Below are 13,753 nucleotides of genomic sequence, written 5' to 3'. Positions count from 1 at the left end.
GGGCCGTTGGATGCACCGATATCAAAGTAGGCGAGCACATCTTTGCGTCGACGCCATAGGGTGCGTCCTAGTTGGGCGAGCTCTTCTAGGCCTTGTGGTAATCCTTTACGCAGGGTGTGGATGATGCGTTCCATGAGCTTTTTGCCTTCCGATTTCCTCGGATGCGCGTACGCTGCGATCATGTCTTGGTAGACCAACCACGTTACTTCCAGGCACACGTAGTCGTCATCGGTGGCCCACGACATTTCTAAGCGTTGCTTTTGCCGCTCGGTGAGATAGTTCGTCCTGGTCAACAGGGTGCGCCGGTGCTTGTACAGTGGGTCATCTTTGCGTCCGCGGCGCCCAGTGGTCTCACGTTGGAGTCTTTGTCGGCAACTGGTGAGCTTGTCGGCTGCTAGATGCACCACATGGAAAGGGTCCATGACTTTGTCCGCTTGTGGTAGTTGCTCCTCGACTGCGGTGGCATATCCGGTGAACCCATCCATGGTCACCACCTGTATCTGCTCCCGGAAGCTGGGGTCGCGTTCCTTAAGCCACCCGCTGAGCACATCTGCGGACCTGCCCGGTCGCATGTCTAACAAACGAGCAGGCCCACGCCCGTCCACCAGCGGGGTGAGGTCAACGAGTATGGTCACCAGGTTTGATGCCTGGCCTGGTTTTCTGGTGTGTTTCCATACGTGTTCATCGACTCCAAGAATGCGAACCCCGTCTAGGTGACATGGATCGCCGTAGACAAGCTGGCGGCAGGCATCCAGCGCGACTTGGTTGACCAGGTCCCAGCCCACACCGAGTGCTTTGGCGGTAGCTGACACACTCATCCGGTCAATAGCAAGGCGCTGCAAGATCCAGCGGGTGACCCGGTGCGTGAGCTTGGCGCCGTCATCAGCGCAGGTTAAAGATTCTTGGAAGATCTTTCTCTTACATGAGGCGGCTGTGCACCGGAATCTAGGGACTGTTACGTGCAGCCTAGTGGGGAATCCAACGACAGGAAGATCAACGAGTCGACGGGTGATGTGGTCGCGTAACTTTCCTGGCTGTCCGCAGTCCGGGCACACGCCGACAACGGCTACTGGCCTGGCCTCAATGATGGTCAGCGCTCCGGCATCAGCGGCACCGGTGATGGCAAGCCCGATTTCCGCGGTACGGCAGATAGTGTCGGCGACGAGGTTTCCAGTAGGCTTCACAGTACGGGTCCCTGGTGGGTTTAGATGGTTGTGTAGGAACTTTCATCTTCACACCCAGGGACCCCTACATGTTGTGGTGACCCGCTGAACCCGTCGTGTTCTACTTCACCCCGCTACGCACCCCAAAACCGGAAGAGCCCGCAAAGCTTCCGATCCCTCTCTTGCGAATGACGGTGAAATAGTCACTACGGGTTAAATAGTCTTTACCAGTACAGAGCGATGATATCGCCTACCAAATAGAGATCTGAATCATCGTTCGGTGGGCGTAAGACGTTTTCCTCGCTCTTTAGTGGAGCTCCGGTTCCTCGGCCTAATTTAATTGCCTTGCTTCGCAAGTTTCCGATCTCATCGGGAGTGGTTTCTGTGCTTCCCGACGACGAAAGTAAAACATCAACTTGGTTAAATGCATTATTAAGTTGACTTTGAGAACTATTGGGAACCATTTGAGCTATTTCGTTAACTCGTGGCTCTAGTTGAACCTTGAGCTCCTCATTGTCGGTTCTGATTTGTAGGTAATGGCTGAGGATTCTTTCCACTGCATCTGAAAGCGGTGTTTCTGCTTTCTGCTTTCCGCTTAACAAGGAATTCAACTCGGCGATTTTTGTATCAAAGCCGTCGAAGCCAGGCAATCCCCTAGCAGCATCGAAGAGCTTGAGGGGAGACCAGCTAGTCGAGAGGGTATCTTGGCTAACTCGAACCAGGGCAATGCACTCGGATTTGTCGAAAAGGAAGCCTCGAACATCTCCCCAATAGTTGTCGAGTTGGGTAAGGCCGACGAGGCGGATAGGATTATTTGCCGTGCCATCAGCGCGACGGATGAGTGCGCTAGATTCTTTGTCCCAGCCCCAATCAACGAGCTCCGAGTTTATTGGAATTTGGCCGATTAGCATTTGCTGAATTAGTTGGGCGGCCTGGATAACGGTGTCGTCCAGGGAAACTCCGAGAGCTGGAGTATTGGCTGAGGTTTCGACAAGCGCGTTAGCAATGGTGCTATAGGCATAAATTGAGTGGGCTTCCAGGCGTATTCTGACCTGAATTAGTTGCCCGCGGTTTAGTCCACCAGTTGGTATCTCTGGTTGATTGCTGGATTGCGGCACGCCGTCCCAGATTTGACTTTCTTTTCCGGCGTAGGATTCTCTCGACACAAAATCTCTGAAAAGAGACTGTTCTGAAGAGACTTGTTCGATCTGTAAGGTTCTGCTTTTTCCAGATCGAAAGCTGATAGATGATGTGCCATTCGAGGCTCGATCATTGACCCGAGAAATAGATGCACCGCTGCCGGGTGTCAATCCAAAGTCCTTTGTTCTCGTCTGAGTAAGGGTCTTTTTGGCATCCTCAGGACCGAACCGGGAGATATACAAGCTGCGAAGAGCCAATTCATCGAGATAGAGGAACTGTCTTATGTCGCCCAGCGGTGACGCTTTACGGGAAAGCCGCTCGATTTTCCTTAGAATCCGTGAGCGACGGAAGCTTTCGTGCTTCTTCCTATAGTTTCGGAACCAACTCTTAATATTCACTTTTCTTCGCCCTTTCGAGCATTTCGCGCGGTAGTTGCTTTTTCAAATCCCAAAAGAAAGTGATCATTATATATTCTTGAACGACCTTCGATGACAGCTAACTCTCCTGAGTACTGGAGAATCGACCGTAGTTCTGCGGCAGTCCATCCTTCGGTTTGTGACGAAATTTTATCGAAGTCAATATCGTTGGCTAGCGTTGGCGTGCGAGACTTTAAAATCTCAAGACGGTCCATTTGATTCGGTAGACGAAAATATACTTCGCGGTCAAACCTCCCAGGTCGGCGCAGCGCGCGGTCAATGTCGGAAATACGGTTGGTTGCCCCGATAGTTAGGACATTTTCAGGTGCACCTACTCCGTCCATGTTCGTGAGAAATACATTAACGAGACGGGAACCGTGTTCATACGCATTCGAACGGTCTTTAGTTAAAACATCAATCTCATCAACAAAAATGATCGACATTTCTTGTTTAGCTGCGTCCTCGTATATTGCTTCAAGTCGTTCTTCACTTTGCCCTACCAGTTGACTACCTAGAGACGCGGTTGTAACCAAATAGAAGGCGGACCCAGACTGGGCTGCCATTATTTGAGCTAAAAAGGTCTTCCCAGTTCCTGGTGGACCTGCGAAAAGGACCCCGTGTACAGGATCAACCTTCATCTGTGAGATTAAATCTCGTCCCTCCAGCGTGGTGTACAACTCTACTATTTGTTTTGCGTCGGTCAGTATCTCGTGCGAGCCGACAAAATAGTCCCACTGAAATCTCTCAGGGTCTAGGTCAATACGAAACTTCGAGGCACTGGCTTCATCCTCGATAGTGCTTTTTCGCGCTGCTTCTTGTGGGATGACTCTCAAAATCGAAGAACTCTCATTGAAGAGGGCGTAATCTCCCAGACTCCATCGAGCATTTCTATGCACCAACTTGTGGGCATACCCGTCTGGAGTCTTTATAAGAATTTCGTCGGGGCCGGACTTTTGTTCGATAACCCCAATTTGGGCCTTAACCTCCCAGCTCTCGTCGGATGCGATTTCCCAGCCCGAGGAATACACGAGGATGTCGCCTACCTTAGGGCTCAATGTCTTGATCTCTTGATCCCCGGCTAAAAGCAGCCCATTTGGTAAACGCACCATCGGCGTTCCTTGGGGTGTGAAGTGATCGAGCTTAACCGTGAGTGTTGTTAACGGTTCGTCCAATGATTCGCTTCTTCCGATTGCTCCCGCGGCATTACATGCGAGGTTGATGGATGTTTACGGCCTGAGTGGGCTTCACTCTATAGGTTGAGATTTATTAGCGTCTCAGTATATCCGCATCGTTTAACAGGAAGCACGCGATTCCTTTAGTCATTTGCATCCGCAGGATGCTTAGGATTCCGATTCGACGTGTTGCTGTAATTTTGTGTGCCAAACATTTGAGGTGGCGATGAATGAAGCATTGGTTGCGGATTTGATTTTCTGACGGCGGGTTGCCGTCTGGATAGATCGCGGGCCGATACTCGAATTCTGACTGGGATCGCTGTGTGGTGAAAGTTTGAGCAAATGCGCAGGTCGTTGAGTGATTGTTTAGTGCTGTTGCAAAGTTGGGCGGAGAGCAGCGAAGACTCAGTTTCTCATTTCCTGATGGCCGCTGCGTGTGGGCGTTGTTAGGCCGTCTCGAAGACCCTGTTGACGATCACCGCGTCCGGGTTCGGTTGCCCGTGAGGTCAAACACAGTGCCTTGCCCTTTCCGCAATGAGTGTATCGCCTCCATTCCTTTCAACGTCCGATATGCAGATGTCCGGTTCTTAAACGTGCCTTTCGGCCCGAGGATCCGCTTCAGTCGACCATGGTCGCCTTCTAGGATGTTGTTGAGGTATTTCACCTGTCGGTGTTCCACTGTTGGCGGGCAGGTTCCCCCTGACTTCAACTCGGCGATTGCCCTGGCTAGGGAGGATGCTTTATCGGTGTTGATCACTCTGGGATACCCGGCTGACGCATTGTATCTGAGAGCCTTGGCCAGAAAACGTTTCGCTGCGGCCACGTTCTGCTTCGGAGAGAGGTAAAAGTCCAGGGTCTGGCCACCGGCGGTGATCGCCCGATAGAGGTAGCACCACCTGCCGCCGATCCGGATATAGGTCTCACCACCCGCCAGGAACTGGCCTGCCAGTCAGGTACCTGCCGGTACCACCGTGTTTGCTTGTCCAGCTCAGGGGCGTATTTCTGGACCCAGCGGTAGATCGTGGTTGATCAACCGGCACACCCCGCTGAAGTCATCATTTCCTCCAAGTCTCGGTAGCTCACCCCTAGCGGCAGTACCACCGCACTGCCCACAGAATGATATCACGGGGGAAATGACGACCGGAGAAGATACCCATGGCTGTGATTATTTCACGTCGCTCTTCCTACTGCCCCAACTTTGCAACAGCACCCAAAGCCCTGGAATGAACTCCTGTCACCAGGGTCATTCCAGGGCATATTTCCCTGACTAAGAGAAGCAGTGACACAGAAGGCCTACCTCAGCGTGGGCCCTGTGGGCGTGCAGGTTCCGTGTGTGGCTGGTTTGCTTCGGCATGGTCGGCAGCGATTGATGACCGACTCTGGAGCGGGTGCCTTGTCTGGTCTCGCGGTTCAGGGTGGGTGGACTATTCGGCGGGTTGGATCTCGCTCTCGGTGACCCACTTGTGGTTGGTCATCGTCATCCCGTCGACGGTGAGATCAACCATGTAGACCGTCTCCTCGGTGGAGTAATCGATGGTGGCCTCAGCACCCTTCATGCCGGACATGTGCTCGGCATCCAGGACAACGCTCGCCCCGTCGGGCAGGGGGGCCTGACCCGGATCGACGAGCTCCTCATGGACGACCCAGCGGTGGTCGGTAACCGGGGCCCCACCCTCGGTGGGGGTGTAGCTGACCGAATAGGTCGTGGTGTCAAACGCCCCGGAAATGGTGGCTGTAGCCCCGTCCATGCCGGGCATGTGGTCAGCGGTGAGGATGACCTCAGTGCCCACCGGGTACGTGGGATCCTCGGCCTCTTCAATGCCTGCCGGCGGTGCCCCGCCGTCGGCAGGGTGGTCGTGCCCGCCGTGCTCTTCGTCGGCAGTGGTGGTGTCTTCCTGGTGGGTCTCGTTGGTCTCTGCGGTTGCCGTCGTGGTGCTGGTGGTGTCGGCATCGTCGGAGTTGTCGGTGGCGTCGCTGCAGGCGGTCAGCGCCAGGGTGGAGGTCAGTACCAAGGCGGCGAGGGTAATGCTGCGTTTCATGAGCGTTCCTTTCAAAGGTGGTGTGAGTTAGGGGTCGAGAGACAAGGTCAGTCAGTAACGGTTACGGGGGATATCGACCCACTGTGTTCCTCCTTCCCGTCGGTCGGAGCCAGGTGAGCCGGATCCAGATCAATGCGGCGCAACAGCTGGGCGTTCAGGGCCACCACGATGGTCGAGGCAGACATCAAGATCGCGCCCACGGCCGGGGACAGCACGAACCCGATCGAGGCGAGCACTCCGGCGGCCAACGGCACGGCGAGGATGTTGTAGCCAGAGGCCCAGATCAGGTTCTGGATCATCTTGCGATAGCTGGCCTGGGACAGCTCAATCATCGACAGCACTGCCCGCGGGTCATCACTGGCTAGGACCACCCCGGCAGATTCCATGGCCACATCCGTGCCGGCACCGATGGCGATACCGACTTCCGCGCGGGTCAGAGCGGGGGCGTCATTGACACCGTCACCGACCATGGCCACGCTCAAACCCCGGTCCTGCAGCTGCGTGACCTTGGTGTCTTTGTCCTGGGGCAGGACCTCGGCGAAGACCTCATCAATGCCTAGGTCCTGACCGACGGCGTGGGCCACCTGCTGGGCGTCGCCGGTGATTATCGCGACCTTCACCCCGCGGTCCTGCAGGGCTTTCACGGCGGCGCGGGATTCGGGGCGGATCTTGTCCTCGACGGCTACCGCACCGATGATCTGACCATCGCGGACAATATGGAGCACACCGGCCCCACGCCCGGTCCAGGCGCTGGTGGTGTCGGTGAGCTCGGCCGGGGTGGTGAGGTTGAACTCGCGCAGCATGTTCGGCCCGCCCACGAGGATCTCAGCGCCATCGACAGTGGCCCGGACCCCCCGGCCGGAGGCGGCGTTGAAACCAGTTGCACGGATTTGCCGACCGGAGGCCTCGGGATGGGCGGCCGCGGCCGCCACGATGGCGCGGGCCACGGGGTGCTCGCTGTCGGCCTCCGCGGCGGCGGCTAGGGCCAGCAGCTCGCCCTCGGTGACGCCGACAGCTGTCGCGATACCGGTGACCGCGTGCGCACCCTCGGTCAGGGTGCCGGTTTTGTCGAAGAGCACCACGTCGATGGTGCGCATCCGCTCGAGCGCCATCCGGTCCTTGATGAGCACCCCGGATTTCGCGGCCCGCTCGCTGGAGATCGCAATGACCAGCGGAATCGCCAGGCCCAGGGCATGTGGGCAGGCGATGACCAGCACCGTGACCGTGCGCACCACGACATCGTCCGGGCTGCCGATGATGGTCCACACCACCGCGGTGATCAGAGCGGAGATCAGCGCGAACCAGAACAATAACGCCGCCGCCCGATCCGCCAGGGCCTGGGCCCGGGAGGAGGACTCCTGGGCGTCGGCAACCATGCGTTGGATCCCGGCCAGGGCGGTGTCCCCGCCGGTAGCCTCCACCCGGATGCGGACGGTGTTGTCGGTGGCCACGGTACCGGCGACCACCTTGTCACCGGTGTCGCGGAAGACGGGACGGGATTCGCCGGTGATCATCGCCTCATCGAATTCGGCGGCTCCGTCGAGGATGGTTCCGTCGGCCGGCACCCGGGCACCGGCCCTCACCAGCACGACGTCGTCGACGACCAGCTCGGAGATGGCCACGGTGCGGGTGGTCCCGTCGACGATTTTCTCGGCCTCATCCGGCAGCAGGGCAGCCAGCGCGTCAAGCGCGGAGGACGCGGACCCGAGAGCGCGCATCTCCAGCCAGTGGCCCAGCAGCATGATGGTCACCAGCAGGGCCAGCTCCCACCAGAAGTCCAGGTCAAAACCGCCCAGCCCCAGAGTGGTGACCCAGGAGGCGACAAACGCCACGGTGATGGCCATGGCGATCAGGAGCATCATCCCGGGTTGGCGGGATTTCAGTTCTTTCCATCCGCCCTTGAGGAAAGGCGTTCCGCCGTAGCCGAAGATGATCGTGCCTAGCACCGGGGGGATCCAGGTGGATCCGGGGAATGCCGGGAGGTGGTAGCCGAGCAGGTGGGCGACCATGGGACTGAAAATAGCGACGGGAATGGACAGAATCAGCGACCACCAGAAGCGGTCCCGAAACATTGCGGTGCTGTGTCCGGCGTGTTCGCCGTGACTATGAACGTGGTGGTCTTCGTCCAGGGCGGAGTGCGGGTGATCGTGGGGCATCGCCTGGCCGTGGGTGTCGGCATCTGCGTGGTGTTCGTGGCTGGCATGATCCGGGTGGTGGGTGTGGTCTGTTTCCGGAGCGGGGTGATCACCATGGTGATCACCCGAATGGTGGGGAGTGCTCATGACGTTCCTTTCGCTCAACCCGGTCGGGGTCGAGATGATGAGTAAAACTGATCAGGATAAGACGGTGTAGCCGGCCTCCTCGATGGCCCGGCGAACCATCTCCGGAGGTACGAGACCGGTGACCGTGACGGTGGAAACACCACCAGCAGCGAGATCAATCTGGACGTCGTCGACCTGGGGGAGGGCCTGAAGGGCCTGGGTCACGCTTTTCGCGCAGTGCCCGCAGGTCAGGCCGGTGACCTGGTAGCTAGGGGAGGACCCTCCTGCTGACGAGTCGCTGGCGGCAGGGATGGAGGCGGTGTCGGCACGTGAGGCAGGTCCGCAACAGCTGCAGCCGTGGGAGGCCATCGGCAAGAGGCGGGGCGGGGAGGTGATCATGGGAAAGCTCCTTCGGTTCGGTGGGGTGCGGCGATGCCGCTCTCTAGCATATACCCCCCGGGGGTATATTTTCAGCATACCCCAGGGGGGTATATTTTCAATGGGTCGAGGTCGCGGCCCTCACGCGGGGCAGGGTGTGGTCACCGAGCAGCCTCCTCACTGTCGGGAGGGGACAGCGGGAGGCGGAGGGCAAAGACCGCTCCGCGACCGGGGCCGGGGGAGGTGGCGGTGAGAGTGCCGCCGTGGGCCTCGATCAATGCCTTGGAGATGGTCAGACCGATACCGGCCCCGCCGTTGTCCCGGGTGCGGGCGGCATCCCCCCGGTAGAAGCGTTCGAAGATGTGTCCGAGCTGGTCAGGTGGGATGCCCTCGCCGTCATCGGCGACGTGGATGAGCGCGGTGGACGCCCCCTGTCGGTGGACGCTGATCCGGACCTGCCCGCCGGCCGGGGTGTGCCGTAGCGCGTTCGACAGGAGATTGCTCATCACCTGGCCGAAGCGTTGCCGGTCCACGAGCACCCGGGCGGTGTCCGTAATGGTCTCGACCTGTAAATCGACGCCTTTGTCAGCATAAGCTTCCCCCGCGGCAGCAGCGGCGGTGTGGAGCAGATCCCCGAGCCCTTCCTCCGCCAGGTCCAAATCGATCCGGTGTTCCTGGGCCCGGGAGACATCGTCAATGTCTTCCATCAACCGGGTCAGGCGGGTGAGTTGGTCAGCCATGATCGTGTGGGTGGCATTATTCCAGTCCACGACCCCGTCCTGGAGACCATCGAGGTAGACCGTGAGCACCGATAAGGGGGTGCCCATTTCGTGGGCCAGATCAGAGAGCATCTGGCGGCGGACCTGTTCGGTGTGTTCCAGCCGGTCGGCCATGGTGTTGAAGGCATGCGCCAGGGTGGTGACCTCGGGGCCTGCTTTTCCGGCGGGCACGCGGATACGGGAGTTGCCGGCCGTCAGGCTGGTAGCGGCGCGGGTGAGATCCTGCAGGGGGGTGCGCAGACGACGCGATAACCACAGGCTGGCCAGCAGGGCGCTGATCAAGGCGGTGGGCAGGGCGACGGCCAGGGTGATCAGGTTGGCGCCCCGGTAGGCCTGCTCGGCATGGAACAGCTCCAGCGAGGGGTCCTCCTGGCCGGTCATCAACATATGATCATGGAACAGGGTCGGACCCACCATCGTGGCCACGGCCGCGGCCACCAGTAGGCTAATCACCACGACCAACACCTGGGCGGCCAGGAAGCGGAAGGTCAGGCCGGGTCCGTGATTCATGGTTGCCCCACCCGGTAGCCCACGCCACGCACGGTGTCGATAAACCCCCGGCCCCGGGTGTCGGTGCCGAGCTTGCGACGCAAGTTGCCGATGTGGACATCGACGATGCGTTCATCACCGACCCAGGTGGTGTCCCAGACCTCGGTGACCAGGTCGTGGCGGGTCAGCACCTGGCCGGGGCGCAGGGCCAGGGCAACCAGCAGCTCGAACTCCGTCCGGGTGAGCTCCACGGTCGTCTCCCCTACCCGCACCTGATGGGCGATGGGGTCAAGGATGAGGTCACCAACGATCAAGGGGGTGGTCACCTGCGGTGGGGTGGTGCTGGTGCGCGGGCGGCGTAGCACCGCATGCACCCGGGTCACCAGTTCCCGGATGCTAAAAGGTTTGGTGATGTAGTCATCCGCCCCCAGGGTCAAACCGCTGATCTTGTCGTCCTCGCTGCCACGCGCGGTGAGCATGAGGATGTAGCAGTCCGAGAAGGTGCGGATCCGTCGGCACACCTCCAGGCCGTCGAGTTCGGGCAGCCCCAGATCCAGCACCACAACATCGGGGGAAAAGCGACGGGTCTCGTCCACGGCCTGAGTGCCGGTGTGCGCCTGGCGGGTATCGAAGCCGGCCCGGATGAGGTAGGAGGCCACCATCTGAGCCAGGGGTTGTTCATCATCGACGACCAGCACCCGCCCCGGGGGCGTGGCGGTGGTCGGTGTGCGGTTAGCCATGGACCCCAGTATCGCTCCGGCCAGGGGGAATATCACCCTCGCTCAGTGCCCAACGGGGAAATCTTCATCAAATCTTCAAACATCACCCTTCGACCGCCGTCACCCCTGCGCCCCACCCCGGGCCGGCGGCATCGCCTCCCCTGGTCGGTTCAGCAGGCGCCACCAGGGATTTCACTGCCTGCACCGCATACCCGGGGCGGGTAGAAGGACATCGCCCACGGCTGTGGGGTGGTGTCCCGGTGGTGACCCAGCCCACCGAATTCGCCCCCTTTTCGCCCTGTTATAAGGCTGTGAGCAGGGGTTTTGATTTCTAGTCCGTCAGGCACCCGTGCTAGATAAAGGTATGGCATCGACCTTGAGGCGGTGTCTTCTCACGGTCTTACCACGATCCAAGGAGATTGACGTGAAACGAGCAGCGATCGCAGCCGCCGCCCTTGCCCTCGCCCTCACGGGGTGTTCGGCCGCCGACCCGGAACCCACCGCCGACGGGACGGTGTCCCAGGATACATTCCTGACTACCCATGGCCTGGCCGGCATGGACGCGGTGGAGATCATTGATCACCTCGACCGGCAGAAGGTCACGGAGCGTCCCACGGATCTGATCGCCTCAGTGCGTGCCGATGAACTGCTGCTCTCGAGCGATGACCAGGAAGTCGTGGTCGATCTTCCCGACAATCAGACGTATGTCTCGATCGCACCCTATCTCACCTCCACCCACGACTGCTTCTACCACAGCCTCACGACCTGCCTGGGGGAACTCGACAATGAGGATATCCAGGTCACGATCACCGATGAGGCGACCGGTGAGGTGCTGGTGGACGAGGCGACAACCACCTTCGACAACGGGTTTATTGGCTTCTGGCTTCCCGATGATGCCACCGGCCTGATTGAGGTCAGCTACCAGGGGCGTACCGGCACCACGGAGTTTTCCACCGCCGACGACGGTGCCACCTGCGTCACAGACCTGCGCCTGACGTGATGGCTCAGCAGGGTCCTCACCTGCACCTGTCTCCCGTGTCACTGAAATCTAGCACCAAGGAAGGTTAAATCATGATGAACGCGTTTCCCCGACGACAGTTTCTGCTCGGCGGGCTCGTCCTCGCCGGCACCGGGGCCGTGGCCGCCTGCACCAGCGACCCTGGACCCGCTGCCTCGGCACCAGGTTCCTCTCTTCGCCCCACTCCCACCCCCACTGCGCTCGGCGAGCCGACGGTGCGCCGGACACTGACCGCCCGGCCCCTCTCTCTGGATATCGGCGGTATCGAAGCCAAGACGTGGGGATACGTCTCTGACACCGGGGATACGGCCATTGAGGCCACCGTCGGCGACGTCCTCCAGGTCGATATCACCAATGAACTGCCTGAGAGCACCTCCATCCACTGGCATGGCATCGCACTCCACAACGCAGCCGACGGTGTGCCCGGCATGACCCAGGACCCCATTGAACCTGGCGAGTCTTTCTCCTATGTTTTTGAAGTCCCCCACGGTGGCACCTACTTCTACCATTCCCACTCCGGCCTGCAGCTTGATCGCGGCCTCCACGCCCCACTGATCGTCCGTGACCCGCAAGACGCTGAGGACCAGGACGTCGAGTGGACCATCGTGCTCGACGACTGGGTCGATGGCATTCAGGGCACTCCCGACGATGAGCTCGACAAGCTCACCGGAATGGGCTCGGGCGACCATAACGGGAAGAAGGGGATGGGAGGCCACGGCCATATGATGCACGGCACCCCGGACCGGGTACTGGGCGGGGATGCCGGCGATGTGATGTATCCGCACTACCTCATCAACGGACGTATCCCCCGTGCTCACCGGACCTTCGAGGCTCGCCCGGGTGACAAGGCCCGCCTGCGGTTTATCAACTCCGGCGGTGACACCATCTTCAAGGTGGCCCTCGGTGGTCACCGCATGACCGTCACCCACACCGACGGCTTCCCCGTCCAGCCCCGGGAGACCGAATCGATCTACCTGTCGATGGGCGAGCGTGTCGACGTCGAGGTCATCCTCGGCGACGGCATCTTCCCGCTCACGGCTTTGGCGGTGGGTAAAGACGACCGCGCCTTCGCCGTCATCCGCACCGCCGGCGGCCAGGCCCCTCACCCCGATGTCGACTTCCCCGAGTTGTCGTCCACCGGACTGCTTCTGTCCTCCCTGAAGCCAGCAGACCGTGCACTCCTGCCCGAGGACACACCAGACCGAGAAGTCAGCATCGACCTGGGCGGGCAGATGATGCCGTATGAATGGAGCATTCTCACCGACGGCCAATCCTCCTCCGCGATCGTGCAGGCGGGCCAGCGCCTGCGGATGGTCATGCGCAACAGGACCATGATGCCCCACCCCATGCACATCCACGGTCACACGTGGGCGCTGCCCGGCAGCGGCGGGCTACGCAAGGACACCGTCCTTCTCCGCCACGGTGAAACCATGATCGCCGACCTGATCTCTGACAACCCCGGTGAGTGGGCATTTCACTGCCATAACGCCTATCACATGGAAACCGGGATGTTCAGCTCGCTTCGCTACGAGTAACCCGGCTCTTTTCCGCTTTGTCCTGCGGTATACAGCTAAGGTCGTTGTGCCCGTATATCGGGGACTCGGGAATTGTCCTTGATCCATGCTTCGGCATGAGGATCAATAAAGCTTGCCACCATTTGGATGGCGTTATCAACGGAGTCAAGATCTTCAAACTGCTGTCTGCTGCCAGGGGTTTTCTTCAACGCCTTCTTAACCTGAGGCCAGACGCTCGCCTGATAGTGACTGCTTAGGAGGAAGCGCCAAAAGTCGAAGCTGAGTTCAGCGATGATTTTTCCTGGTGGTGCGCCTTCCTTCCCGGCCCGTTTCTTCGCTTTGCGGATATTCTTCTTCGCTGCATCGTTGAAAGGGATTCGATCGTCGTCAAACCATCGCTCGCCGTACCTTCCGGTTAGGGCATTGTGAATGCTATTTCGGAGGAGTACTTCGAGGTGTTCGATGTCTGCGAGATAGGTCTTCGTGAGGTGAGTATTCCAAAGGTAGAGCGTTTCTGGTGATGGATGATCGGTGTACCTGCTCATTCGCGCAGATGAAAACCACTGGGACAGCTGTACTTGGGCTGGGCTTGGATTTCCATATGGATATGATAATGTGCGCTTTGAAAACCCCGGAACGATCCCTGCACTACGAAAGTAGGAGTA

11 protein-coding genes and 1 pseudogene are annotated in these 13,753 nt (G+C 59.5%); 2 read left to right on the top strand and 10 right to left on the bottom strand.

All coding sequences use genetic code 11. The features are described 5' to 3' along the window. From HMPREF2792_RS10780 to HMPREF2792_RS10735, 9 genes and pseudogenes are all read right to left on the bottom strand, one after another. On the bottom strand, positions 1 to 1,184 hold a 1,184-nt coding region (locus tag HMPREF2792_RS10780), incomplete at its 3' end, for an ISL3 family transposase (protein ID WP_070533535.1). 203 nt (positions 1,185 to 1,387) lie between these two features. Beyond that, the gene (locus HMPREF2792_RS10775) at positions 1,388 to 2,701 is read right to left on the bottom strand and encodes a DUF6414 family protein (protein WP_070533517.1); all 1,314 of its coding nucleotides are present in this window, start codon (positions 2,699 to 2,701) and stop codon (positions 1,388 to 1,390) included. Next, entirely contained in the window at positions 2,698 to 3,891 is a 1,194-nt protein-coding gene (locus tag HMPREF2792_RS10770; protein ID WP_158011601.1) for an ATP-binding protein, read from the bottom strand. Before HMPREF2792_RS10770 ends, HMPREF2792_RS10775 begins: the two co-directional genes overlap by 4 nt. A 446-nt stretch (positions 3,892 to 4,337) precedes the next feature. Beyond that, positions 4,338 to 5,048 (bottom strand): annotated as a pseudogene (locus HMPREF2792_RS12760) (IS6 family transposase). Between the two features lie 267 nt (positions 5,049 to 5,315). Beyond that, on the bottom strand, positions 5,316 to 5,930 hold the full coding sequence (locus tag HMPREF2792_RS10760) for a YdhK family protein (protein WP_049151221.1): 615 nt from the start codon (positions 5,928 to 5,930) through the stop codon (positions 5,316 to 5,318). A gap of 47 nt (positions 5,931 to 5,977) precedes the next feature. Continuing rightward, positions 5,978 to 8,212, bottom strand: coding sequence for a copper-translocating P-type ATPase (locus HMPREF2792_RS10755; RefSeq protein WP_070520407.1), 2,235 nt, complete (start codon positions 8,210 to 8,212; stop codon positions 5,978 to 5,980). A gap of 51 nt (positions 8,213 to 8,263) precedes the next feature. After that, on the bottom strand, positions 8,264 to 8,590 hold the full coding sequence (locus HMPREF2792_RS10745) for a heavy-metal-associated domain-containing protein (protein ID WP_070520404.1): 327 nt from the start codon (positions 8,588 to 8,590) through the stop codon (positions 8,264 to 8,266). Between the two features lie 140 nt (positions 8,591 to 8,730). After that, complete coding sequence (locus tag HMPREF2792_RS10740) at positions 8,731 to 9,858, bottom strand: sensor histidine kinase (protein ID WP_070520402.1); 1,128 nt, start codon at positions 9,856 to 9,858, stop codon at positions 8,731 to 8,733. Next, positions 9,855 to 10,577 carry a response regulator transcription factor gene (locus HMPREF2792_RS10735; protein ID WP_118781224.1) on the bottom strand — a complete coding sequence of 241 codons (723 nt, stop codon included), beginning with the start codon at positions 10,575 to 10,577 and terminating at the stop codon, positions 9,855 to 9,857. Before HMPREF2792_RS10735 ends, HMPREF2792_RS10740 begins: the two co-directional genes overlap by 4 nt. 403 nt (positions 10,578 to 10,980) lie before the next feature. On the opposite strand from HMPREF2792_RS10735, the gene HMPREF2792_RS10730 reads away from it, so the two are divergent. Next, positions 10,981 to 11,556, top strand: a complete 576-nt coding sequence (locus HMPREF2792_RS10730; RefSeq protein ID WP_070520399.1) for a CueP family metal-binding protein — start codon at positions 10,981 to 10,983, stop codon at positions 11,554 to 11,556. 71 nt (positions 11,557 to 11,627) lie between these two features. Next, positions 11,628 to 13,109: a multicopper oxidase family protein gene (locus tag HMPREF2792_RS10725; RefSeq protein ID WP_070520396.1), complete on the top strand. Its 1,482-nt coding sequence runs from the start codon at positions 11,628 to 11,630 to the stop codon at positions 13,107 to 13,109. Positions 13,110 to 13,144: 35 nt separating this feature from the next. On the opposite strand, the gene HMPREF2792_RS10720 is transcribed toward HMPREF2792_RS10725, so the two are convergent. Further along, on the bottom strand, positions 13,145 to 13,633 hold the full coding sequence (locus tag HMPREF2792_RS10720; protein ID WP_070533507.1) for a hypothetical protein: 489 nt from the start codon (positions 13,631 to 13,633) through the stop codon (positions 13,145 to 13,147). Between the last annotated feature and the right edge of the window lie 120 nt (positions 13,634 to 13,753).

The organism is Corynebacterium sp. HMSC068H04 (assembly GCF_001811255.1).
Classification (GTDB): Bacteria; Actinomycetota; Actinomycetes; order Mycobacteriales; family Mycobacteriaceae; genus Corynebacterium; species Corynebacterium hesseae.
This window is presented reverse-complemented; position numbering and strand designations above follow the sequence as displayed.

Excerpts from the sequence above, each read along its gene's own strand:
- HMPREF2792_RS10760 (WP_049151221.1), bottom strand. The coding sequence starts at position 5,930 with ATGAAACGCAGCATTACCCTCGCCGCCTTGGTACTGACCTCCACCCTG.
- HMPREF2792_RS10755 (WP_070520407.1), bottom strand. The coding sequence starts at position 8,212 with ATGAGCACTCCCCACCATTCGGGTGATCACCATGGTGATCACCCCGCT.
- HMPREF2792_RS10745 (WP_070520404.1), bottom strand. The coding sequence starts at position 8,590 with ATGATCACCTCCCCGCCCCGCCTCTTGCCGATGGCCTCCCACGGCTGC.
- HMPREF2792_RS10740 (WP_070520402.1), bottom strand. The coding sequence starts at position 9,858 with ATGAATCACGGACCCGGCCTGACCTTCCGCTTCCTGGCCGCCCAGGTG.
- HMPREF2792_RS10735 (WP_118781224.1), bottom strand. The coding sequence starts at position 10,577 with ATGGCTAACCGCACACCGACCACCGCCACGCCCCCGGGGCGGGTGCTG.
- HMPREF2792_RS10725 (WP_070520396.1), top strand. The coding sequence starts at position 11,628 with ATGATGAACGCGTTTCCCCGACGACAGTTTCTGCTCGGCGGGCTCGTC.
- HMPREF2792_RS10720 (WP_070533507.1), bottom strand. The coding sequence starts at position 13,633 with ATGAGCAGGTACACCGATCATCCATCACCAGAAACGCTCTACCTTTGG.